The sequence below is a fragment of the Prosthecobacter sp. genome (genome assembly GCF_044226605.1).
Lineage (GTDB): Bacteria > Verrucomicrobiota > Verrucomicrobiia > Verrucomicrobiales > Verrucomicrobiaceae > Prosthecobacter.
Genome location: NZ_JBGAGS010000002.1, coordinates 255,618 through 278,616, shown reverse-complemented (window position 1 = coordinate 278,616; position 22,999 = coordinate 255,618). Strand labels below are relative to the sequence as shown.

Annotated in this window: 17 protein-coding genes; 15 read left to right on the top strand and 2 right to left on the bottom strand. The window is 59.2% G+C overall.

What is annotated here, in order from left to right; translation table 11 throughout:
* The first annotated feature begins 13 nt into the window (after positions 1–13).
* A complete protein-coding gene (locus ACILSO_RS03265; protein ID WP_395735934.1) occupies positions 14–931 on the top strand; it encodes a hypothetical protein in 918 nt (305 codons plus the stop codon).
* Positions 932–949: 18 nt separating this feature from the next.
* Here ACILSO_RS03265 and ACILSO_RS03260 read toward each other — a convergent pair whose 3' ends face one another.
* Entirely contained in the window at positions 950–2,701 is a 1,752-nt protein-coding gene (locus ACILSO_RS03260; RefSeq protein ID WP_395735933.1) for a Sel1-like repeat-containing protein kinase family protein, read from the bottom strand.
* Between the two features lie 24 nt (positions 2,702–2,725).
* Positions 2,726–5,101 (bottom strand): protein kinase domain-containing protein, encoded by a 2,376-nt coding sequence (locus ACILSO_RS03255; RefSeq protein WP_395735932.1) that lies wholly within the window; start codon positions 5,099–5,101, stop codon positions 2,726–2,728.
* Positions 5,102–5,241: 140 nt separating this feature from the next.
* Between ACILSO_RS03255 and ACILSO_RS03250 the strand changes: the two genes are divergently transcribed.
* The 14 genes from ACILSO_RS03250 (at position 5,242) to tssG (ending at position 22,958) form a co-directional block, all read left to right on the top strand.
* Complete coding sequence (locus ACILSO_RS03250; RefSeq protein WP_395735931.1) at positions 5,242–7,140, top strand: STAS domain-containing protein; 1,899 nt, start codon at positions 5,242–5,244, stop codon at positions 7,138–7,140.
* Between the two features lie 24 nt (positions 7,141–7,164).
* A complete protein-coding gene (locus ACILSO_RS03245; protein ID WP_395735930.1) occupies positions 7,165–8,007 on the top strand; it encodes a hypothetical protein in 843 nt (280 codons plus the stop codon).
* 48 nt (positions 8,008–8,055) lie between these two features.
* Complete coding sequence (gene tssK / locus ACILSO_RS03240; RefSeq protein WP_395735929.1) at positions 8,056–9,465, top strand: type VI secretion system baseplate subunit TssK; 1,410 nt, start codon at positions 8,056–8,058, stop codon at positions 9,463–9,465.
* A 34-nt stretch (positions 9,466–9,499) separates the two neighbouring features.
* On the top strand, positions 9,500–10,228 hold the full coding sequence (locus ACILSO_RS03235) for a DotU family type IV/VI secretion system protein (protein WP_395735928.1): 729 nt from the start codon (positions 9,500–9,502) through the stop codon (positions 10,226–10,228).
* Positions 10,229–10,249: 21 nt separating this feature from the next.
* Entirely contained in the window at positions 10,250–13,867 is a 3,618-nt protein-coding gene (locus tag ACILSO_RS03230) for a type VI secretion protein IcmF/TssM N-terminal domain-containing protein (RefSeq protein WP_395735927.1), read from the top strand.
* Positions 13,868–13,885: 18 nt separating this feature from the next.
* A complete protein-coding gene (locus ACILSO_RS03225; RefSeq protein WP_395735926.1) occupies positions 13,886–14,866 on the top strand; it encodes a hypothetical protein in 981 nt (326 codons plus the stop codon).
* Between the two features lie 28 nt (positions 14,867–14,894).
* A complete protein-coding gene (gene tssA, locus ACILSO_RS03220; RefSeq protein WP_395735925.1) occupies positions 14,895–15,896 on the top strand; it encodes a type VI secretion system protein TssA in 1,002 nt (333 codons plus the stop codon).
* Between the two features lie 83 nt (positions 15,897–15,979).
* Positions 15,980–16,498, top strand: a complete 519-nt coding sequence (gene tssB / locus ACILSO_RS03215; RefSeq protein ID WP_395735924.1) for a type VI secretion system contractile sheath small subunit — start codon at positions 15,980–15,982, stop codon at positions 16,496–16,498.
* A 54-nt stretch (positions 16,499–16,552) separates the two neighbouring features.
* Positions 16,553–18,040, top strand: coding sequence for a type VI secretion system contractile sheath large subunit (gene tssC, locus ACILSO_RS03210; protein ID WP_395735923.1), 1,488 nt, complete (start codon positions 16,553–16,555; stop codon positions 18,038–18,040).
* Between the two features lie 72 nt (positions 18,041–18,112).
* Complete coding sequence (locus tag ACILSO_RS03205) at positions 18,113–18,604, top strand: Hcp family type VI secretion system effector (RefSeq protein ID WP_395735922.1); 492 nt, start codon at positions 18,113–18,115, stop codon at positions 18,602–18,604.
* A 91-nt stretch (positions 18,605–18,695) separates the two neighbouring features.
* Positions 18,696–19,502, top strand: a complete 807-nt coding sequence (locus ACILSO_RS03200) for a type VI secretion system accessory protein TagJ (protein ID WP_395735921.1) — start codon at positions 18,696–18,698, stop codon at positions 19,500–19,502.
* Between the two features lie 17 nt (positions 19,503–19,519).
* Positions 19,520–20,008: a type VI secretion system baseplate subunit TssE gene (tssE, locus tag ACILSO_RS03195; RefSeq protein ID WP_395735920.1), complete on the top strand. Its 489-nt coding sequence runs from the start codon at positions 19,520–19,522 to the stop codon at positions 20,006–20,008.
* The gene (gene tssF / locus ACILSO_RS03190; protein ID WP_395735919.1) at positions 20,005–21,900 is read left to right on the top strand and encodes a type VI secretion system baseplate subunit TssF; all 1,896 of its coding nucleotides are present in this window, start codon (positions 20,005–20,007) and stop codon (positions 21,898–21,900) included. The genes tssE and tssF overlap by 4 nt, the downstream gene beginning before the upstream one ends.
* Positions 21,864–22,958, top strand: coding sequence for a type VI secretion system baseplate subunit TssG (gene tssG, locus ACILSO_RS03185; RefSeq protein WP_395735918.1), 1,095 nt, complete (start codon positions 21,864–21,866; stop codon positions 22,956–22,958). Before tssF ends, tssG begins: the two co-directional genes overlap by 37 nt.
* The last annotated feature ends 41 nt before the right edge of the window (positions 22,959–22,999 follow it).

The window sequence follows — 22,999 nt, the reverse complement described above, 5'->3', positions numbered from 1 at the left end:
TGGCAGTGAACTGATGCAACTTCTCCTCCATCCCTCCGACCGCCCCATCTTTCGTCTCTGCGGCGCAGCAGCCCAGTGCCATCTGGAGATCCGCATCAATGATGTGACCATCCTGAGAGATATCAGCGGCCAGGCTCATGAGTTTGACCTCGCCATCAACGAATGGTTGTTCCAGGGAGTCAACCACGTGGACATCCTTCTCAGTGCAGGCAAAAAAGACGCCCCCTTCCCCGCCCGTGCCTCTTTCTCAGCCAGACTGCGTCACAAAGCTGCGCGGGATACGGTGCGAAACATCACAGACATTGGCGAGATCACTTGGAAACCTTCCCCTCCTCATGGGCACGAGCATTCAGACCCCGCGCACACGCATGCAGCCGCCGCTATGATCGAGCCCGAGTCTCCCGAGGTTCCACTGCTGGCCCTCCCAGGGCAGGAGGAGAATCTCCAGTGGGTGGTCCAGGCTCCCCGGGAGCAGCCGGACAAAAGCGTCCGCATCTCTTCCGCGCTCGCCCTGCCCCCGCCATGGCCCGTATGCCCTTGGTCACGCGGCTCTGTTCTCGTTGCCCATGATGGCACTCAGCGCGTCATCACCGGAGAGCTTCGCAAGCTTCACCACACGTTAAAGTTTGGCGGCTGGGAGGAGATATTCAAAATCCGCCGGAACGCCGTGCAGGCCGCCTACTATCTTGGCAGCGATGAACTGGACGCGGCACTTGGTTTCCCCCCTCTTTTGAACCAGCCCACCTGGGAGCTGCAGCCTTTGCCAGAAGGCCCACTGGCCTTGGAGCTCGCAGGAAATGGAAAACTCGCCCGCCTGCTTGATCCCGCCACGGGAGAGACACCGGTCATTCTGCTCAATGAATCCGCAGGCCTCTCCGCCACCATCGATGCATGGTGGATGTTTGGCCAGGAGTGGCTGCTGGTGCGCTGACCTCCCGCGCCTCACGGCTCAGGCGCTGAGGTAGATCCGCCGCGGCATGCGTTCCAGATTGCGCAGAGCTCCTCTGCAGCCACCTTCGGCGGCTTTTTCGAAGTGCCGCAGCGCGCGCAGAATGTCGGCATTCGGCACCCCATAGCCGTTGGCCACGCACACCGCCAGATTGTTCAGCGCGTTGAGATCTGGGTTCCCGGCTTCTTCAGACTCCTGCCAGGCTTGCTGAAAGAGTTTGTAGGCACGGTTCAGGTCAGCGGCCACGGATTGGCCCGTGGCATAGCACAGTCCCAGCAATCCTGCGGCCCCGGGAATGCGCGCCTCCGTGGCCGCTTGCAGGTAGTCGCCTGCCTTTTCGATGCGGTGCAGCGTCTCTCCACGCAAAATCAGCTTCGCCAGGTGAAATTTGGCCTCGGCAAGATCGCTGAGCCGGATGGCATCCTCGAAATTTTGCGCCGCTGAATGCAGGTCGGGCTGCAGGCCCGGCGCTCCGTTCAAATACATTTCCCCCAGAAGCACGAAGCCCCTCACATGGCCGAGTTCCGCGGCACGCACAAACTGGCGCCTCGCAGCGTTCGAATCCGTCTTGCGGTAATGTTCTCCCAGCCGGCAGCAGGCGCGCCCGCTGTCATGCTGCGCTGCCTTTTGCAAAATGCCAAGCACATGGGGCTCCGAGTCAATCGGAGGCACAATTTCGATCGCGAGGTTGAGCAATGTCAGCACGTCAGACCGCTGGCTCGCATTCTCACCACCGCCACTGCATTGATCCTCGAGACGGCAAAGCTCCTCGATGGCCGCGAGCCACTGCCCGCCTTCGATCTGCCGTTTGACCTGGCGCATGCGGTCGGCGACGAGGCCCGAACGCACCTTGGTGGATGCCTGAACCGGCGGCGGCACCACATCCATTCGAAATCCCTGGGGCCGCAACGGCCGCAGCAGCGTGTGCCGGTCGGCCTCAGCATCATAATCATGCGGATAATGCTGCGGAGTGAGCAGCAGGCGGCAGAGCTTTTTCCACTCGGCTTCTTTTTCCCCCAGAAATTCCCACCGCGCCCGGCTGACATGAGAGTCGGCTTCCTCCCAGTCCCTGAATTCCGAACGGGATTCACAATACTGCGCAATCAGCATGCCGAGCGCCTGCATGTCCTGCTTTTTGATCTCCGTATACTCGGTCTCTGAGCGATACTGCATGTCCGTCAGCACATGCTGCCAAATCCCGTCGGCACCTTGGTCGATCAGAACGTTCGAGGGCTTGAGGTTGCCATGCGGCTGGTTGAGCTTCTGCTGATGCAGGAAGCACAGCGCCGTCCACACGTTGTTCACCAGATGAAACAGATCGTCCGAATCCCGCGGGCGCACCTTGCCGTCGATAAGCTGCTGCAGACTGTGCTCGTGCCACTCCCGCACACACCACGCCGTGTCTTCGATAAAGCCGGTCCTTTCCACCGGGACGATGTAGCGCCCCTCCGCCTTGCAGGATGCCTCGTCCTGGCGGCTGAATTCTTCCAGCAAAGCCTCCACCGGATTGATGTCATCCTCTTCTTCCACCTCACCGCGCCGTGTTCGGCGCGTGTGCTGCGTTTCGGTGAGCCAGCTTGTGAGATGAGGCATGTGGCCCACCTGGTCGCCCGAGCGAAATTTCACCACGCAGCGCTGGCCGTCATCCCGCTTCACCATCACAGACACGGCGCTGGGCACCGTCGTATGCAGCCGCCTCTCGGCACGCCCCAGCTTGAGCTGACTCACTGCTTCTTCGTATGAGAGATCCATGACCAGGGTGAAGGGCGAAAGGGGTCAATGATGGCGCAGAACCACTCGGAAGCCAAGGTCTGGTGCTTTGAGCGTGCGGGGTGCACTGGCGGGCGGGCCAGCAGAAAAAATCTGCATTTCGCGAACGGCCTTGCCACCGTCTGCTTCGTCCCTGGTCCATTCGCGTTCCACCTTTCCGGCAGATGAATTGGAAGCAGGCAGCTCTTTGATGGAAGGAAGATCAAACCACTCGCGGGCAGGATCTGCGCAGGCGGCAAGTGTCAGCCAGTCACAGAAGGCCGTGGCTTCCAGATAGCTCATGCCGGTGGCAGGGGCATCTGCCGGCAGCGCCGCAAACGCCTCGCCAAGGTCCTTGTCTTCGAGTCTTATCTGCCGCAGCCACGCCTGAACATGGCGTTTGGTGATGAGCACCGCTCCATCGGCCGCCTGCGCATAGAGAGCCTTAACTGCATCGCCAGAAGCCGAGGTGTCTGCCGCGCTGCTTCCGCCCATGAAGGTGCCCGCCAGCGCCCCTAAAATCAAACCCACGGCTATGCACGAAATCAAAACCATGATGACAGGCCGCAACGGCCCCGCCGTATGAACGGACAGTTCCTTGAGCTGCGCCTGGGTCTTCTCGGCTTCGCTCGCTGCCTTGCGCGCCTTTTCTTCCGCCTCAGCTGCGGCTTTCTTTGCTTTTTCCACCTCGGCGGCGGCGGACTGGCGCGCTTTGTTTACCGCCTCCTCCTGCGCTGTCTGCAATGCTTGCTTTGTCTGCTCCGCTTTCTCCTGCGCTTGCTTCACCCGCGCTTCGGCGGTCTTGGCCTGGTTCAGCGCCTCGCTTGTCTTTTTATTTTCAGCCTCCACCTGCCGGCGCAGCGCTTGCAGCCCTTCCTCGCTCTGCCGGTGCGCGTTCTGTGCGGCATCCCTTTCTTTTTGCAGACTTTGCATCTGTTCCTGCGCCTGCTGAAGGCGTGAGATCAGCTGCTGGCGTTCCGTGTCTCCGCTGGATGCCGCTTCGAGATGCGCCTGCTCAAGCACTTCGAGCCGCTCCTGCATCTGCAACTTCTCTTCCTCGAGGTCCTGGATCTTTTCGTCATACTCGCGCAGCTCGGCCTCGCGATGGTTGAGGCTGATGCGGTATTCTTCTATCTGCTGCCGCGCCTCCACCAGCGCAGACTCCTCCACTTTGCCGCTGGCCTTGGTTTCCAGTTCCTCCACGCGGTGGGCCAGGGTGATGATTTTGACATCCTGCTCCTCCACCTGGTTTTTGAGTCCGTCCGCTTCCTTCTGCAGCCTGCTCTGCTCTTCCAGGCTGAGACCGGCCGCGTTTCCTGTGGTCAGCCCCAGCAGCCGCGCAAGTTCCCGGATGCTTGAAGGTCTCTTCGCAGGGTCTTTGTGCAGACATTGCGCCGTGACCTGCTCCCACAGATCCGGGATCGGATTGGCGGACATCACGCTGCGCTGCCGGCGGCGCTCCATCATGCTGGGCGGCACCACGCTTTCGATCTGGTGCTGCACCACCTTGGCATCTCCCTGATAAAAGGCCGGCTTGCCCGTGAGCATTTCGTAGATCGTCATGCCCACCGCATAGATGTCATCCGAAACCGCTCCTTCCTTCCCGGCAAGCTGCTGGGGAGACATGTAGGCCAGCGTTCCGGCCGCCCCGCCCTCGTCTCCGCCACTGCCGCCACTGCCTCCTCCGGACGAACTGCCGCCCACCCGGTGGCGCTGCGTGCGCGTTGTGAAATCCCGCAGTTTTTGCGTGATGCCGAAATCGGTAAGCAGCAGCCTTTCCCGCGTGTGCCTCAGCTTGGTGTCAAACCACCTCTCAAGCAGCAGGTTGGGCGGCTTGATGTCACAGTGCACGATCCCCACTTCCTCATGCGCGTAGCTGAGTGCGTCGCACAGCTGAAGGATCCACGGCTTGATTTGCTCCACGTCAAACAGCGCCGTTCCGCTCATCTGGTACGGCGCGAGTTTTTCGCGCCATTTGTCCAGGCTCTTGCCACGCACATACTGCATTGAGATCCCCCACCGCCCGTCCTGGTCATGGAAGTCAAAAATGCGCACGATGTTCGGGTGCGTGAGTTCCAGCGCCTGGCTTGCCTCATTCAGCACTTCGCTGCGCACCTGCGGCTCATCCAGGATCGACTCGTTCGGCAGCTTCAGCGCCACGATCCGGTCCATCACCTCATCTCGCACAATGTGAATCACTCCGGATCCGCCTCGCCCGATGATGCTGGAGTTCTCCTTGTTCCATGGATACACCAGTCCCCGGAATCGCCGGAAAAAGTACCCCTCTTCGCGGACATCCGCCCCCATGCTCGGGAAGGTGATCCCGTAGTCGTTGGAAAAATGGAAGTAGGAAGAAACCATCGAGGGCCGGTTTTCGCGTTTTACGAGCAGCTGCTCCGTCATTTAATCCGCAGTGATGAGCTTGCCAGTTCTAAATCGTTTTCCTCCAGAACTTCTCCCATAATTTGCCGATGTCTTGATTTCATCACGTAAGGCGCACTTGACGCAAAGCCCATCATTCCCTTATATGCTCGGTTTTTTTCATGCCTGCCACACTCCAGTCTGTCAACGGTCTTCAGGTAGCCTCCCTTAACGGCCCTTTGGATAGCATTTCGGGGGCAGATTTAGTCACCACTATTCGTACTTCTGCGGACAAGAACCTGCCCTTGATCCTGGATTTCGCCATGGTGCCGCAGATGGATGCCCGCGGTCTGAAGCATTTGCTGGAGCTCAACCAGACTTTCCAGCAGTCGCAACGCCGCCTCGTGCTTGCGTCCATGAACGCCGATGTCTGGCGTCTCATGGAGGAGTCCAGCATCACAGACAAATTTGAAGCCTTCCCCTCTCGTGAGGCAGCCATGATCGCCCTCAAGGGCAAACCTGCTGCAGGCGCTCCTCCCGCGGATGATTTCAGCTCCTTCGACATGGAGAGCGGCGTTGTCCCGGAAGTCGAATCTGCCATCTTCGACCGGGTCCCGCCCAGCAGCACCAGCAGTGCTTCTTTTGATTGGTCCGCTCCCGCCTCCGCTGCTCCTACGCCGGCATCCTGGGCCTCCGGCGGAGACAGTGATGGCTGGGAAAAATACAACAAATCCGCCCCATCCGAAGAGCCTGCGGAAAAAACCCCATCTAAGAACAAACTTTACATCGCCATCGCCGCCGGCGTCGTCGTGCTCGCTCTCGGCATCTTCTGGCTGGTCGGCTTCCTCAAAGTTCCCGAAATTCGTGTAAGCGAAACATCGGTTGAAGTTCAAGAGGGTCAGGAGCTTCCAGAAGTCAGCATTTTGGTGGTCGATGGAGAACTGGATTTTGAGAATATTCGTCTCCCCCAAGGAGTTGAGTTCACCGACTCCGAACAGACTCCCTCCGGGCTGCGCTATTTCCTCGTGGGCCTCCCCAAAGCGGGCGGCAGTTACCCCGTCTCTCTGCATGCGTCCCGCGGCAGCCGGAAATCACTCCCGGTGGAAATCAACATCGAGGTGAAAGAGAAGAAGCTTGAATGGCTCTTCACCCAGCCTCCGATGGAGGAAAACACCCCTATCAACAAGTCCCACTACACCAAGGTCGTCAATGGCGCAGCCTCGCTGCAGCTTCGCTGGGTGGGCGAAGCCTTGAACGGCCTCGAAGTACACGAACTCGAAGGCTCGAGAGATGTGTGGCAGATCACCGGCACGCCTGCCAAAGGCGGCACGTTCCAGGCCGAATTCATCGCCGCCACCAAATCAGGCCGCGAAGAGAAAAAGATTTACACCCTTCAGGTCAAAAAGGCCCCTGTTTTGCAACCGCTGCCTCCGCCGGAGCCTCCTCCCGGCCCCGGCCCCGGGCCCGGCCCTGTACCGACGCCGCCCATTCCTGTTCCCGGGCCCACACCGCCTGGGCCGGTTCCTCCACAACCTTTCCCTCCTCCGCCACCCCCGGAGAAAAACGACGGCATGCGCACTTTCCTCATGGAGCGCATTGAAAAAGCCAACAACCATTTCACCGACTCGGACAAGGCGTTGTTGCGCGAAATTGTCGGCCGCCTCAAAGAGGCGCGCCTCGTGAAGACCGTGGAATTTGGTGTCAACAAAACCACCCTTTCCTCTTCCGAGTCCTCCGAGTTGAAACAAATATTGCGCAAGCCGGACATCGCCAAGCTGCTGGATGACAAGGACTGCCAGATTCTGATCGTGGGATATGCCTCCACCACAGGCAGCCATGCCCGGAACGTGAAGCTCAGCCAGCAGCGCGCCCAGGCCGTCAATGCCCTCCTGCAGGGCGAAATCAAGCGCAGCGCCGATCTCTGCGGCGACTACGGCCCCACCGACATCATTTCCAGCAAGGAAGCCGGCAACCGCGTGGTGGAGATCTACATCGGCACCATCGAGATCAGCAAGACGGAGCAGGTTCTGGCAGACATGTTCAAAAAGGACTTCAACCGTCGTCATGGCGGCGAACGCTAATCTTTAGCACTCCAGCTCCGACTCATGGCCATCCGCAGACCGCCTAATCCTCCGCCAACCACGGGTCTCGTTCCTGGCGAGCAACCCGAGGATGTGCACCCGATTCGGCTGGCGCGCATTTTAGCTGAAAAATGGGCGGACCTTCCGGACTCCACCCGGCAGGTCGTGCTCGAGGAACTGGCAGACGGCGGCATCGTGCCAGAGTCCGCCGCTTCAGATGCTCCGAAGGTGAGTTCACAGCCCAGCGGCGCCCCAGCCTCCAAAACCAGCAAATACGTCAAGCTGGATCCAGAGCGGGAGGATGTGGCGGACCTCAAGATGGCCATCATCAGATCGGAATTAAAAATGCCTCCTGCGGCGCAAAACGATCCGCTCGACCTTGTTGAAGTCTTGGGCCTTCTGGCGGCGCTCACCAAGCACGTGGGCTTCCTCGGAGACATGCTCAACACCGTCTGGGATGCCTGGCAGAACCTCCAGGGAGACAAACGTATCCAGCCCTCCTCCAACATTCGGCGCCCCATTCTCGAGCTTTTGCGTGAGAGCCTCACTCGCCCGGAAAGCGCCTCCGCCCTCGCTGCGGCACTGCGCGATCAAACTTCAGCCACCCGGCTGTTCATTGCCATTCTCAGTGGTCTGGGCCAGGGCAGCCAGGCTTTCTCCACCAGCCTCTCACGTTACCTGGATCCAGACACCGTCGTTCAGGAAGTACGCAAATCCCGCGGCGGCCGCCCACCCTCCCCGGAAGACCTCTGGAACCGCTACCGACAGCTCGGCGACTCTCTCACACCGAACGAAATCGAACACCGCCTGCTGCAGCAGGTGGTGGACGCCGCTGAAACTTTCTACCACGCGGCACAGCGTGGCTGATCCCTCCTCTCAAGCTCCCCACCCATCCCTTTTTCTTTTTCTCTTACCATGTCCTTCCAAGTTCACTGGCACGAAGGCCTTTTCCTGCAGCCCCACCACCTTCAGACTTTGCAAAGGTCCATGCTCCTCAATGTTTGGGGGGAACGGCGTTATTCCATGGCCTTTTCCTACGGCGTCATTGAAGCCAGCCTGGCCCAGGATGATCTCGCGGCCCATCGCGTCAAATTCGACAAGCTTCATGTCGCCATGCCGGACGGCCTCCTTTTCCGCTTTCCGGAAGACGCCGCACTTCCTGCTCTGGACATTCGCAATGCCTTCGAAGGCAACGTCACCGGCATCACCGTCGGTCTATCCCTGCCGCTCTGGCATGCCAGCGGTCGCAATACCATCGACTATCAGGACTCCCGCTCCGGCAAACAGGACATGGTGCTCTACAAGGTCGATGAGCAGGAAATCTGTGATGAAAACACCGGCAAAAACCCTCAGCCGGTTCAAGTGCGCAAACTCAACGGCCTGCTGACGATCTCCACCGACGAAGCTTCCAGACAGGATGTCCAGTTTCTCCCCTTGCTGAAGATTGTGCGCCAGGTGGCGGGCGAGTCCGCCGGCCATCCCCGCTCCGATCCTGCTTTCGTCCCCGCCTCCCTGCTGCTGTGCAGCAGCCCGCCCATCTTCCAGCTCGTGCGCGATCTCACCAGCCAGATTTGCGCCACCCGGGAGCAGCTTGCCACCCAGCTCGCCGCTGCTCAGCTTGACCTGCGCCTGTTGCAGGGCGGGCAGTTTGAGCAGCTCAGCCGCCTGCGTTGCTTGTCACGCTCCGCCGCGCTGCTCCCTTCCTTGATCGATGAATACATCGGCGGCTGCGGCGGTCGGGTGCCCCCTTTCGAGGTTTACCTCGCTCTGCGCGATCTCCTCGCGGAACTCTCCTCCCTTTATCCCGCGCGCGGTCTCGACGATCCCCTGCCTTATGATCATGACTCGCCCTGGCCTCCTTTCGCGGATCTTGATCTTAAGATTCGCAGCTTCCTCGGAGCCATCACCAAGGTTCGTCATCGCAAGATCGACTTCCACTTCGACACCCAGAAGCGCTGGTTTGTGGGAGATCTCCGCCCTGACTTCTTTCAAAATGCCACCGGTTACTATCTTGGCATCGAATGCAGCAGCCTCGACCCCACCTCTCTTGGCCGCCTGGTGGAAGATCCCGATCACTTCAAGCTCATGCCTGCCAGCTTTGGCCCGCGCGCCTTGCGCGGCCTGATCCTTCAGGAGGAGCGAGTGGCCCATGCCGACCTGCCTCAAAAGGCCGGCCGCTTCTTCTTCCGCATCAATGCCTTGGACAGCGACCGCATCTGGGACTTCTTCAAACGCGAGCCTGAAGGCATCGTGAAGTTTGAATCGGCGGACTACACCAAATTCCGCATCGCCCTATACGCCACACTTCCCGCCGGGGAAGGCTGACTCTCTTTCCGCAGGCTCCTCCCACTCTGCAGCCATGATCGCCCTCCAGCTTTACGATCCGCTCCTCCAGTATCTCTGCCAGGTAAACCGCCTGGCACGCGGTGGTGCACAGCTTTCCTACGGCGAGGTCCGTTCCAAAGTGACCTCGTTGCTTGCTGCGATCGACAAGCGCGCCGCCGAAGATCCCCACCTCATGGAGCACGTCCGCCAGCTCAAGACGCCGGTGAACTACTTCATTGATGACATCATCAGCCAGAACAAGCACCTCGCCTTCCGCGAGCGCTGGCAGATGGAGCGCCTTGGCTTTGTCAAAGACGGCCTCGCGGGGGACGACGCCTTCTTCTTGAACCACCTCGACATAGAGCTCAAGCAGACCCCTTCCAAAGCGGTCGCCGAGCGTTTGCTGGTTTATTACGTCTGCATTGGCCTTGGCTTCCAGGGGCGTTACTTCAACGAACTGCCACGTCTGCAGGATTACATGCGCCAGATCACACCTTCCATCCGCCCCTGGCTGGCGGAGGACTCCGAAGAGCGCCTCATGCCGCAGACCTATCAATACACCGACGGCCGCGATTTCATCCGCCCGCCCGAGCTCAAAAAATCCCTTCTCCTTGCCGGCGTCTGCGGTCTCCTTCTGGCCGGTCTTCCCCTGTACGTTCTGCTGGCAAACAACCTCGTGGAACAGCTCGAAACCCAGCAGCACCTGCGGGAGATAAACGAGTCCCATCAAGGCGTGCCATGGAGTCAGTCTCGGCTGAAATAACCCCTGAAACCGACCACTCTCATGCCGAAAAAAACTCGGAAACCCAATGTTCCCAAGCCTCAACGGCCGGAAATGGAAGTGTACACCGCAAGCCAGGGCACCAGCTGGCTTTACGATGCTCTGCCTTCCCCATTGACCTCCATCTTCAGCCTGCTGCTAGCAGGCTCCATCTCCGGCATCGCCTATTTTATCGGAGACAAATATCAGGGAGACGGCACCTACTGGGCCGTCGCTGCCATCAGCGTGATGACGGTCATCGGCCTTGTGATCCTGGGCATTCGTGCGCGCAAAGCCAAAAAAGAACAGCAGGCTCAGGGCGAGGGATTCGAAGAGGCCTTGAGCAATTCTGCTTCAGGCTGGGATGACAATCTCTCCGATCCTGCGGAGATCGCCCGGCAGGATGATTTGCGAAAGAAGTTTCTCAGGGGCATCCAGATCTTTCACGAGCATGGCCGGGATCTCTACTCGCTGCCTTGGTACGTGATCGTCGGGGAGCCTGGCTGCGGCAAGACCGAGGCCATCCGCCGCAGTGAACTGCGCTTCCCCGAATCATTGCACGACACTCTCCAGGGTACCGGCGGTACCTACTCCATGGACTGGTGGTTCACCAATCAGGCCATCATCCTCGACACTGCAGGCGCCATGCTCATGCAGCCCGAGGCTTCAGCGCGCTTCGAGAGCTTTCTCAAGCTCCTCCGGGACAACCGCCCCTCATGCCCCATCAATGGGATGATCCTCACCATCCCCACGGACAGTCTCCTCTCCGATCCGCCTCCGGTCGCTGAGCAGAAGGCTCGCGTCATCGCTGCCCAGCTGGCCATGATTCAAAAGGCGCTTGATGTCCGCTTCCCGATCTATCTCATGATCAGCAAGAGCGACCGCATGCCCGGCTTTCGCGAATTTTTTGACATGGAAGGCCAGTCAAAATACGAACGCCAGATGATGGGCTGGGCCAATCCAGCGCCACTCGGGGAGCCGTTTTCTTCGGAGACTATTTTCCAGGCCATCGACACCATTTCGCGCCGGCTTCAGGGCCGTGCCCTCGCGCTGCTTTCAGACCCCGTGCCTCCCAATCCTGACACCCGGCGTGCGGATGAGGTCGATGCTGTCTACGCTTTCCCCCAGTTCATCCGCACCCTGGCTCCGCGCATCAAGCTTTACCTCGACGTCATTTTCCAGACCGGCTTCTGGGCCGCCAAACCTCCCTTCTTCCGCGGCGTGTTTTTCACCACCGCCGTGCGGGAGGGCGCGCAGCTCGACGCAGAGCTCGCAAAGCTCCTCGGTGTCTCGCTCAATCAGCTGCCGCAGGGCATCTTCGAGCGCAAAAAATCCGCCTTCCTGCGCGACTTCTTCCTCGAAAAAATCTTCCCGGAAAAAGGCCTCGTCACCAAGCTGTTTGACGTCGGCGCTCACCTGCGCAAACGCCTCACCACCTTCTACGGCGCCACGATCGCCATCCTGATCCTGGGTCTGGGTTTCGCGTGGTTGGTGAAAAACCGCATTGAGGACAACCTGAAAGAAGACCAGGCCATGTGGGCCTCCGCCAATGGCACCTGGCAGAACGGCACATTCCTTCGTGTGATCGGCCGCAGTTCTCATCACTCGGACAATCTGCCTGACCGCCCCCGCTGGTACCTCGCCAAACGCGAAGTCTCCTCCAGCTCCAGCAAACAGCCGGCCGATCCCCTTGACGAGCTCGCCCTCATTCATGCCCGGGTGCATCAAAAAATCAGTTTCTCCTGGGTGTTCAAGCCTGTCCCCGAATGGAGCGACTTTTTGGAGCGTCGCCAGCTGGCCTATCTCACACTCTTTGAAGGCGCTGTGATGAAGCCGGTGCTAGACGCCGCACGTGAACGCATCCTCTGGGATGTGGCTCCGGGAAACATGACCACCCCCGAAACCCAGCTCCTGCTCTCTGAAGCTTACAAACGTTTGGTGGAGCTGGAAACCTGGCTGGCCTCTGAAAAGGGCCAGGTCACCCAGGACCAGTGGGAGCACTGGTTCCTCGATCTTCTGCTTTACGTGACAGACCCTGCGCCTCCCGGAGGCATCCCGCTCGATTTCCCTGCGGGCGTCACGATTACAGAAGAACCCGGACCTGCCAGGACCGTGCTCGAGCGTCTGGCCAAAGACCTCGCCAAACGCACCGTCGATGTTTACTCTTCCGAAGTGAAGCTGTCGGTCCGCCAGTGGATGCGTGAACCGGATGACCTGGCGGAATCCGCTCTCGCCAAAGGCGCGGATTTCATCTTTGGCAAAACCCGTGCCGAGGCCGCCTCGAACGACCAAAACCGCCAGGAAGCCGCCGAACGCACCAGGAACGCCATCGAAAATCTGAAGCGTGCTGAAAACCATCTGCTGGAAATGGCCGAGAAACAGCCCCAAGGCCCGCGCAGCATTATTGAAAGCGAAGGTATGAACCCGCTCCTCGAGGCCATGACGGAGTATCGTCGTGTCGCTGACGCAGGCAGTTCACAGGGCATGCAGACGCGCCTCGGCATGGATGTTGTGGAAACCATCGCCAAAACCATCACTCAGGCCATGCAGGGTATGCGTGATCCTCCGGACGGCCTGCAGCATGCGGAAAGCCTTGCCAAAAAAATGCGAATAGCCGGCACCCAGGGCGCTGGCGGTGATGAGACAAACCACGAGAGCATCTGGAATGCCGCCAGCAAACGTTTCACGGCTTACCAGACGGCCTTTGCACCTCTCAACAGCCAGGATGTCGGCGTGTCCTTGGGAAACACTCTTGGAAACCTCGCGCAAAAGCTCCAGGAGGTCACCGAATACGTCAACAGCGCCACCGCTTCTCAGGCCCCCAAGCCCGCCAATCCTCCGGACAAGGCGGCCGATCCCGCCGCTGCCATGCAGGAAAAGATCTGTGCTTACCTGCAAAGATTCCGCGGCACCCCTCTCATCTCCGAAGTGTTCCGCGCTTACGAGCAGGAGCTTCGCACCCGCCTGCACCAGACCCTGCGTTTCCCGCTCACCCTCCGCACGGAAAGCTATGAGACCAAGTTTGCTTTCGAGCAGGCCTGCAAGGAGATGGCCAAAGTGGAGAAGGACATGCAGACTCTCCCTCAGTTCAGCTCGCCTCTCTACCAGTGCCTGGATCGCAGTCCTGTCGAAGATCTCTTCAAAAAACTCGAAATCGTCATGGGAATCAAGGCAGCCCTCTCTGGCGGTCTTTCCATCGAGGTCGATGCCGTCGAACCCGCCAAAACGATCAGCAAGCAAACCGAAACCAACGATCCTGCCGCCCCAGCCGGAACTTTTGCACCCGCCGCCCCGAAGACCAGTCTCACAGAATCCATTCAGGAAGGATTCATCAATATCAAAGTCATCGTTGCAGGCAGCAAAAAAGCCGACGGTCCGCCCAACGGAAACTCCAAGGAAGTCCCCTATGACGGCTTCGGCTCAGTCAGCATCACCCTGACTTTTGCACGTCCTCCGCCCGCTTCCAATTCCACTTCCGAATACTCCAGCTCATCCGGCAACTGGCCCCTCCTGCGAGAGATTGCACGCACGGGCAGGAACCGTTTCGCCATCGGAAGTTCCGGCAAGGTTTTCATTCTCAAGTCCACTCCCAGCCTGCCTGTGGGCCAGTGGCCTGACCACAAAGATTTCATGCCCAAGTAGCTTCACCCCAGCGCCGCCATGTCCACCGCAAGCCTGTCCTTTCTTGCAGAACCAGCCCCCGGAACTTCGCTGGCTCTGTTCGGCAAGCATCCCCTGGTTGCAGACCATTTGGAGGACATCAATCTCGCCTCCTCATCGCTGGTGGCATTCAAGCAGGGGCTCTACATCGAAGGCATCGGTGAATGCCTGAGCCGTCAGGTCTGGTTCAAAGATTTGGGTCAGACCGACTCGATTCCCTACGATCACAATCTTCTGTGCCTCGGTCCCACCGGCCTCCTGGTTGCACGACTTGTCCATTCCGAAGACGCCGTTGGCCGGAAACAATACCCCTTGGTCCTCGCCCTGCACACGGGAGAGCTGTCCTTGCTGCACGAAGTCGGGCTCATGGCCGCCGCTTTCGAAACCACTTTGGAAAAGCTGCGCGTCGCTGCGGACCTCACCGCCTTGCGGCAGACTCTCGCCGATGCAGAACGCCAGTTGAGTGAAATCAGGCAGTCCGCCTCTGCCAAGGCCCCGCCCAATTCATCGGCGCGCGAATCTTGGCTGCAGCACCTGCCTCCGGGTGGAGGCAATCGCGAAGGGATTTTCCGCTGCTGTCACGCCCTGCTTCCGGAAGGCGCAGGCGCAGGACGGGCCAGACTGCCCATCCATTCTTCCGTCTCATGGCCGTCCATCACCCTCTGGGCTTCGTTTCTTCGCCAGCTTTGCGGCTCCAAACCATGCATCAGCTTCCTTTGGCGCCGCGGCCGCCCCTTTGCAGACATCTGGCTTTCTCCTCCTGGCGCGCGGGCTCTCGCCTCCATCTTTGCAGATGAGGCGGCCCAGCCTCTCACCACCCAGGTTCCATTCACAGTTCCGGACAATATTCGCCAGCAGGCACAGTCCGCCCTCGAAAGCTGGTTGAGCCAGGAATCCCTGTTCCCCGCCCCTCAGGCTGTCGAAGGCAGACCCAACCTCTTCAACAAGGTGCGCCAGGAAATCATCGATTGGATCAAATGAATCTTTAGGACTTTTAATTTAAACCATCATGGACATCGAACATCTTCTCTCTCCCATTTCCGCCGAACTGCCTTGCGGCCCGGACGCCGACGACTTTGAAGCACACAAGGGCCTCTATGAGGCCTTCAGTCAGTTGAAGGCCAAACTCGAAGGCGAAATGAAAAATGGCGTGCTTCAGCCACCTAAATGGCCGGAAATCCAGGAGGCAGCCCTCACCCTCGCCTCCAGCACCAAGCACCTCCACCTCGGCGCCATCCTGGCCGAAAGCGGCCTCATGAACGAAGGCTTTTCCGGATTTCGTGATGGCCTGCGTCTCATTCACTTCTGGTGCCGCGATTTCTGGCCTCATCTCTACCCTAGGGAAGTTCGCCACACACTCATCGACAGCTTGTCGAGCCCGCGCTTCATCCTCAAGCCCATGCGAGTGCAGATCGCCAGGGCCGAAGGAGGCAGCTTCAGCTTCGAAGACTACGAAAAAGCGGTCGAGGAGAAGCAGTCGCCGGACAATGACGTCGCCAATCACGGCCGTCTGGTTCTTGGTGTCTTCCAGGCCACCCCTCGCGATCAGCACGTCAACAACCTCGCCATCATCGAGGATGCCCTCACCCACGTGCACGCGATCGAAGAAATTTCATACGAGCTGGGTGGCTCGGCTGAAGCCATGAACCTCGTCAAACTTCGTGAGCTGCTCGGGCGCATGATCGATGCTCTCAAACCGCTGTCTGCCGAACCAGAAGCCGTCAGCGCCGAAGGCGAAAGCAACGCTGTTCAAACCGTCGGCGGCACGTCTGCAGCAGCGGGTCCGAGCTTTGGCAGTGCCATCGCCTCCCGTGCACAGGCAGCCCAGCAGTTGGAGCAGATCGCGCAGTTCTTTGAAAAAAGTGAACCCTCCAGTCCGCTTCCCTACTTGCTGCGCCGAGCATCCCGATGCATCGGCAAAAACTTCATGGATCTCCTCGACGAACTCGCTACGACTAAGGAACATGCTACACAGGTGCTTAGTCCAACCATAGAAGTTCAAGATTCTTAAAATCCGCAAACACTCACCTTGACCGCAGGAAATCCACCTGATAAAACTTCCCCCGGTCTTCGATGCTATAACTAATACTCCTTATGCCCAAGCCATCCGAAAGCAGCACCAAGTTTATCGAACGCAACCGAGCCCCCCGCGTCCACATCGAGTACGAACTGGATGTCAATGGCGCTCAAAAGAAGGTCGAGCTGCCTTTCGTCATGGGCGTCATGTCTGATCTCTCCGGCAAGCAGGATCCTGAAAAACCTCTGCCCCCTGTCAAAGATCGCAAGTTCCTCGACTTCGACATGGACAACTTCAACGATCGCATGAAGGCCATCAAGCCACGCGCCGCCTTCAGCGTTCCGAATGTTCTCTCCGAAGACGGCGGCAACCTTTCGGTGGACATCTCTTTCGAAAGCATGAGCGACTTTTCTCCGGAGGCCATCGCAAAGAAGGTTGAGCCGCTGAGAAAACTTCTGGAGGCTCGCACCGAGCTTTCAAACCTCCTGAGCTACATGGATGGCCGCACCCAGGCCGAAGATCTGCTGGAGAAACTTATCCGCGATGAAGGCCTCATGAAGAGTGTCCTTTCCTCCAAAAAGCCCGAGGAGGCCTGATCACTCTTCCCCTCTCGTATTTCATCCATCCACCCGCCGAACCTTTCCCGACCAATGTCCGCGCAGCAGCAAGCCCCAACCGCCACTCAGGAATCAACCGTCGAAATCAGTGAGTTCGACAAGCTTCTGCAGAAAAGCTTCGCCGCCAAAACTGACGAACGCCTCAGCGCGGTCAAGTCGGCCGTGCAAACCCTCGCTGAAAACGCCCTCTCCGGTTCCACACTGATCCGCGACGATGTTTTGACCTACATCCAGGACGTCATCGCACAGATCGACAAAAAGCTGTCCGCACAGCTCAACAAGATCATGCATCATGCCGACTTCACCAAGCTTGAAGGCTCATGGCGCGGTCTTCACCATCTGGTCTTCAATACGGAAACCAGCACTCAGTTGAAAATCAAGGTGATGAACATCTCCAAGAAGGAAGTTCATCGCACGCTCAAGAGCTATCCCGGGGCCAACTGGGACCAGAGCCCCTTGTTCAAGAAGATCTACGAAGAGGAGTTCGGCACCCCGGGCGGCGAGCCATTCGGCGCCATGATTGGTGACTTTGAATTCGATCACAGCGCTCCAGATGTCGAGTGCCTGCGCGATATCTCTAAAATCGCCGCCACCGCCCACTGCCCGTTCATTTCCGCAGCCGGCCCCAGCCTCCTCAACATGGAAAGCTGGCAGCAGCTCGGTGATAAGCGCGACCTGGCCAAAATCTTCGACACCGCTGAATACGCTGCCTGGCGCAGCCTGCGCGACTCCGAAGACTCTCGTTTCATCGGCCTCGCCCTCCCCCGCTTCCTGTCCCGTCTCCCCTACAGCACCAAAAACAACCCGGTGGACGCCTTTGCCTTCGAAGAAGAGGCCAGCAGCTCAAGCCACGAGAATTTCGTCTGGTCCAACGCCGCGTATACAATGGGCACGAACATCACCCGCGCCTTCAAAAAGAGCGGCTGGTGCGCCCAGATCCGTGGTGTCGAAAGCGGCGGCTTGGTTGAAAACCTCCCTGTCCACACCTTCCCGACAGATGACGGCGGCGTGGACATGAAGTGCCCCACCGAAATTGCCATTACCGACCGTCGTGAGCACGAGCTGGCCCGCCTGGGCTTCATGCCGCTCTCCCATTGGAAGAACACCGACTACGCAGCCTTCATCGGCGCCCAGTCTCTGCAAAAGCCTGCCAAGTTCGACGACAAGGACGCCACCGCCAACGCCAATCTCTCGGCTCGTCTTCCCTACCTCTTCGCCTGCTGCCGTTTCGCACACTTCCTCAAGTGCATTGTCCGCGACAAGATCGGCTCATTCAAGGAGCGTGACGACATGGAGCTCTGGCTCAACAGCTGGATCCAGCAGTATGTCACCGATTCGGGCGCCAGCGACGACATCAAGGCGGAAAAGCCCCTGGCCAAGGCACTGGTCGAAGTGCAGGCAAATCCGGAAGACCCTGGCTACTACCGTGCTCAGTTCTACCTGCGTCCGCACTTCCAGCTGGAAGGCGTGAACGTCAGCCTCCGCCTCGTGGCCCGACTGCCTTCCGAACGCAAGAGCTGATCCCGCCTCAAACCTTTCTCGATCAACGCAATCCAAGCCTAATACAACCTAACATCAAACACCACCACCCCTATGTCATTCGACACCTACCTCCAGCTGGAACCCATCAAAGGCGAGTCCACTGACGAAAAGCACAAGAACTGGATCGAAGTTTTCTCCTTCTCCCACGGCCTCGCCCAGCACGGCTCCGGTGCTGTGAGCGGTGGCTCCTCACGTGTCGCCGGCAAGGTGGACGTGCAGGACTTCACCATCACCAAGCGCATGGATCTCAGCACTCCATACCTCAACAAAAACTGCTGCTCGGGCAAGCACCTGGACAAAGCCGTGGTTGAGATCTGCAAGAGCACCGGCCAGAAGGAGGTGTTCATGAAGTACACCTTCGAAAACGTCGTGATCTCTGCGGTGAACGTCGGTGGCGGCCAGGGGCAGGACTTCCCGGTGGAAACTGTTTCCTTTACCTTCGGCAAGGTGAAGTGGGAGTACAACCATCTCGACAACAAGACGGGCGCCAAGGTGGCCAACATGACCGCCACTCACGACCTCGTCACCAACGTCACGACCTAGTCTTCAGCCAGTCTCATCAGGTTTTCGGCGTGCCCTTAAAGGGGGCACGCCTATTTTTTGCCCGCTCATTCCATCCCCATCCACACTCTCCATGACCGCATCTGAGGAAATTCAGGAAAAGCTCAAAGGCGGTGACCTTGCAGGTGCCGTGTCTGCTTGCAAAGCCGCCATCCGCAAAGCTCCCACGGAGGGTGAGCTGCGGTTCATGCTGTTTCAGCTGCTCTGCCTCAAGGCTGATTGGGAGGCCGCCTCCAACCAGCTGGTGGCTTACTCGGAACTCGTCGGCAGGCAGTCCCCCCTCCCCATCGTTTTCAACAACGTCGTGCAGGCTGAAGTTCGCCGGAAATATGTTTTTCAAGGCGAGGAGGCTCCCACCATCTTCGGCGAGCCCTCCGACTGGCTGCCCTACCTCCTTCAGTCGCTGTCCAGCAGTGCCAAAGGCGACTACTCTGCTGCCATCTCCCTGCGCACCGAAGCCCTGAACCGTGCACCTGCCATTTCCGGCACCATCAATGGTCAGCCCTTCTCCTGGCTCATGGATGGAGACAGCCGCATCAGCGTCATCATCGAGGCGATCATCCAGGGCCAGTATTATTGGATCCCCCAAAACCGCCTCAAGAGCATTCAGATGGAGCCTCCTTCCCAGGCCCGCGATGCAGTATGGAGCGCCGCGACTCTCACCTTGGAAAACGATTCCGAAATCTCCGCGTTCATTCCCGTACGTTATCCAGGATCCCAGACCTGGCAGGATGACAGCCTCCGCCTCGCCCGCCAGACTGGCTGGGACGCTCCGGTCGAAAACTACTACATCGGCAGCGGCCAGCGCGTGTGGATGACTGAAAGCGGTGAATTCCCCATCCTGGAAACTCGCGAAATCACCTTCAATCCCGCCACCTAGCCGCTTCTTCCCCCACCATGCCCGAGGAAGCCGAACATCGCCTGCCCTGCCTGTTTGACAGGTTGATCGACGAAGCCCCGTCTCAGCGTGGAGACCCTTCCAATCGCAGAAAGATTCAGCTCCGTGAGTACAAAAACTCCGTCCTGCGGGATTTGCGCTGGCTCCTCAACTCCCCCAAGCACCTGCAGAGCGGGGAGATTTACGATTATGAACTCGTTTCCCAGTCAGTCCTCAATTACGGCACGCGCGATCTCGCCGGCATGACTTCCACCGCTTTGGACGCCCTTCAGATTGAGACCGAGCTGCGCGACGCCATCCTGCTCTTCGAGCCCCGCATCATCGCGGATTCTTTGCACGTGCGGCTCATTCAGAGCACCGGAGACGAAGCCAAGATCTCCTTTGAAATCAATGGTCAGCTCTGGGCGCATCCTCACGCGGAGCGTGTCGTTTTCCGCACCGAGATGGACCTCGAAACCGGCGCCTGCGACATCCTTTCAGCCTCATGAACCGCACTTTTCTTGAACTCTATGAAATCGAGCTGCGCCACATCCGTGAGCATGCCGGGGAGTTCGCCGCTGCCTATCCCAAGATCGCGGCTCGGCTAGCGCTCGACAAGGAATCTCGTGACACCTGTCAGGATCCCTTCGTGGAGCGCTTGCTGGAGGGTTTCGCCTACCTCGCCGCCCGCGTTCAGCTAAAGCTGGAATCCGAGTTCCCTCGTTTCACTCAAGGAATCTTGGAGACGGTCTACCCGGATTACATGGCGCCATGGCCCTCCGCGGCCGTCGTTCGCTTTGAGCCAAACTACAACGACAAGGCCCTGCTGGCAGGCACCACCGTGCCACGTGGCGCTGTCTTGAATTCTCTGCGCGTCAAGGACGAGGCCACCACCTGCACATTCACCACCGCGCATCCTTTGCAGTTGCTCCCTTTCCTGATCAAAGAAGGAAAAGACGGCGCGGAGTACCACACGCGCAATGTCGGAGAACTTCAGCTCTCCCGTTTTTGTCCTGACGCGCGTGCTGCTCTCCGCCTGCGCCTCGTTCTCCAGGGTCCGGATGACAGCCACCTCGGCCAGGTGGAGTGCGACCGCCTCGTCTTTTACATTCACGGAGAAAACCAGCTCCCTTCCTCGGTCTTGGAGAGCTTGTTTTCTCACGCCCAGGGCGTGCTCATCACCACTCCTTCCTCTCCACGTCACAAGGCCGCCACCTGGCTTCCAAAGACTGCCTTGGAACATGTGGGCTTTGCAGAAGACGAAGCCATTCTTCCCTTCAGCCCGCGTTCTTTCGAAGGCCACCGCATCCTGCGGGAGCACTTCCTGCTTCCCCAGCGCAATCACTTTTTTGCCATCAAGGGCACCCGTGCCGCACTGGAAAAACTCTCCGGGCGGGAGCTTGAAGTCATCATCCCGCTGTCCGAGCGACAGGAGGGTTTGGAGGGTTTCGTCACGGGAGATCTCTTTCAGCTCAACTGCACCCCTGTCGTCAATCTTTTCCGCAAACGCCTGGATCGCATTCCCATCCTTCCCGGCCACACCGAATACCAGGCCATCGCGGAGCGCCTCCGCACTTTGGACTTTGAAATCCACACCATCCTGGAGGTCACGGGCTACGGCCGCACATCCACGGACCAGCAGGCCTTCCACCCCTTCTATCTGCAGCCGGCTCACTCCGCCGCACCCGCCGGTTTCTATGCCGTCAACCGCCTGCCACGCACCCTGTCAGAAAACGAGCGCCAGGCGGGCCCCCGCTCCACGTACGTCGGCAGCGAGGTGTTCCTCAGTCTCGTGGACCCTCAGTCGGCTCCTTTTTCGCCCAAGCTTGAACAGCTCGCGGTCACCGCACTCTGCACCAACCGCCACCTCCCGCTTACCATGCCAAGAGGTTTGGTGGACACGGACTTCATCCCGGAGGACAGCATGCCCGTCAAGAGCATCCGCTGTCTCGTCGGTCCTACCTCTCCCCGCCCTTCCTTTGCCGAAGGAAGGCAGGCCTGGCGCGCGATCAGCCTGCTCTCCTTAAACTACCTGTCCCTCGCAGACAATCAGACGGCCACCGGCGTTCTCGCCCTGCGGGAGATGCTTCGCCTCTACGCCTCCGGCAGCACAGCCATTCAGCGCATGCTTGATGGCATCGTTTCGGTGGAGAGCCGCCCCTCTCTCGCCCGCAGTCCCGGCGGTGGTCCCGTCGTCTTTGTGCGTGGCATGGATGTGGATTTGAATCTCGATGAAGACCGCTTCGCCGGCGCTGGCGTCTTTACTCTGGCCAGCGTCCTGGAGCAGTTCCTGGCACGCTATGTGTCCCTGAACAACTTTACCCGCCTCAAACTTAAAACCGTGCAGCGAAAGGAGGTGCTCACATGGCCGCCACGCCTGGGCAGGATCCCAGTCGTCTGATTGAAGAACTCTTCGCGCAGCCCTGGCGCTACGACTTCTTCCAGACCATTCGCATGCTGGAGTGCCTGCATGCGGACTCTCCCCGTGTGGGTCGCTCCCTCATGCTCCGCGACGATGCGGTGCGCTTCGGCCAGCTCCTCAATCTGGGCTTTGCGCCCAGCACACTTGCGTTGCCTCAGAACGAGGCACGCCCGCGCAAGATCACCGTCGAATTCACTGGCCTGACGGGGCCAAACGGCCCCCTCCCCCTCCGCCTCACCGAATTCATCCGCAATCGCCTCCGCGGTATTCAGGATCCGGATGCTCCCCAGTTCGCCAGCGATGCGAGTTCGGAGCCCGGCTCCCTTGCTCCTAAGGACACCACGCTCGCCGAATTCCTGGACCTCTTCCACCACCGCATGATTGCCCTGTTCTACCGGGCATGGGCGGTCGCGCACAAGACCGTCGACTTCGATCGCGCAGAGGACCGCTCCTTTGCCGAATGGACGGCTAGCCTCTGCGGTCTGGGCGTGCCAGAATTTGACGGGCTGGATTCCATTCCCACTTCCGAAAAACTCCCCTTCACCGGCCATCTTGCCTGCCAGACACGCCATGCCGGCGGACTCAAAGGCATCCTCGCTGAAGTTTTCTCCACCACTGCGGAAGTTTATTCCCTCACCGGCCATTGGCTCACCATTCCAGAAGAGCAGCGCTGTCGCATCGGCGAGTCTCCGCAGACCGGCGTTCTCGGCGGCACCTGCGTGGTCGGTGCCAGGATTTGGGATCGCAATCTCAAGATCACCGTCCATCTCGGGCCCATGTCTTTGGCGCAGTTCGAAAGCTTCCTGCCCCAAGGCGCCAATCATCGGCGTTTGCATGACTGGATCGACTTTTACACCCGGCGTCAGTTCTACTGGAATACCGTCATTATTTTAAAAAAGGAAGAGGTTCCCAAAATTTGTCTTGGTCGTAGTGGACGCCTTGGGTACACTTCGTGGCTAGGCAGTCTTCCGTTCCAAAATCATCCTCATGATTATCAAATACGTGGCGGTGGCCTAGTTCCCTCGGAAAACTCCTGAATACCCTTCCCGCTTCCGCTTCACTCCTTATCTCACCCCGA

Excerpts from the sequence above, each read along its gene's own strand:
- ACILSO_RS03265 (WP_395735934.1), top strand. The coding sequence starts at position 14 with ATGCAACTTCTCCTCCATCCCTCCGACCGCCCCATCTTTCGTCTCTGC.
- ACILSO_RS03260 (WP_395735933.1), bottom strand. The coding sequence starts at position 2,701 with ATGGATCTCTCATACGAAGAAGCAGTGAGTCAGCTCAAGCTGGGGCGT.
- ACILSO_RS03255 (WP_395735932.1), bottom strand. The coding sequence starts at position 5,101 with ATGACGGAGCAGCTGCTCGTAAAACGCGAAAACCGGCCCTCGATGGTT.
- ACILSO_RS03250 (WP_395735931.1), top strand. The coding sequence starts at position 5,242 with ATGCCTGCCACACTCCAGTCTGTCAACGGTCTTCAGGTAGCCTCCCTT.
- ACILSO_RS03245 (WP_395735930.1), top strand. The coding sequence starts at position 7,165 with ATGGCCATCCGCAGACCGCCTAATCCTCCGCCAACCACGGGTCTCGTT.
- tssK (WP_395735929.1), top strand. The coding sequence starts at position 8,056 with ATGTCCTTCCAAGTTCACTGGCACGAAGGCCTTTTCCTGCAGCCCCAC.
- ACILSO_RS03235 (WP_395735928.1), top strand. The coding sequence starts at position 9,500 with ATGATCGCCCTCCAGCTTTACGATCCGCTCCTCCAGTATCTCTGCCAG.
- ACILSO_RS03230 (WP_395735927.1), top strand. The coding sequence starts at position 10,250 with ATGCCGAAAAAAACTCGGAAACCCAATGTTCCCAAGCCTCAACGGCCG.
- ACILSO_RS03225 (WP_395735926.1), top strand. The coding sequence starts at position 13,886 with ATGTCCACCGCAAGCCTGTCCTTTCTTGCAGAACCAGCCCCCGGAACT.
- tssA (WP_395735925.1), top strand. The coding sequence starts at position 14,895 with ATGGACATCGAACATCTTCTCTCTCCCATTTCCGCCGAACTGCCTTGC.
- tssB (WP_395735924.1), top strand. The coding sequence starts at position 15,980 with ATGCCCAAGCCATCCGAAAGCAGCACCAAGTTTATCGAACGCAACCGA.
- tssC (WP_395735923.1), top strand. The coding sequence starts at position 16,553 with ATGTCCGCGCAGCAGCAAGCCCCAACCGCCACTCAGGAATCAACCGTC.
- ACILSO_RS03205 (WP_395735922.1), top strand. The coding sequence starts at position 18,113 with ATGTCATTCGACACCTACCTCCAGCTGGAACCCATCAAAGGCGAGTCC.
- ACILSO_RS03200 (WP_395735921.1), top strand. The coding sequence starts at position 18,696 with ATGACCGCATCTGAGGAAATTCAGGAAAAGCTCAAAGGCGGTGACCTT.
- tssE (WP_395735920.1), top strand. The coding sequence starts at position 19,520 with ATGCCCGAGGAAGCCGAACATCGCCTGCCCTGCCTGTTTGACAGGTTG.
- tssF (WP_395735919.1), top strand. The coding sequence starts at position 20,005 with ATGAACCGCACTTTTCTTGAACTCTATGAAATCGAGCTGCGCCACATC.
- tssG (WP_395735918.1), top strand. The coding sequence starts at position 21,864 with ATGGCCGCCACGCCTGGGCAGGATCCCAGTCGTCTGATTGAAGAACTC.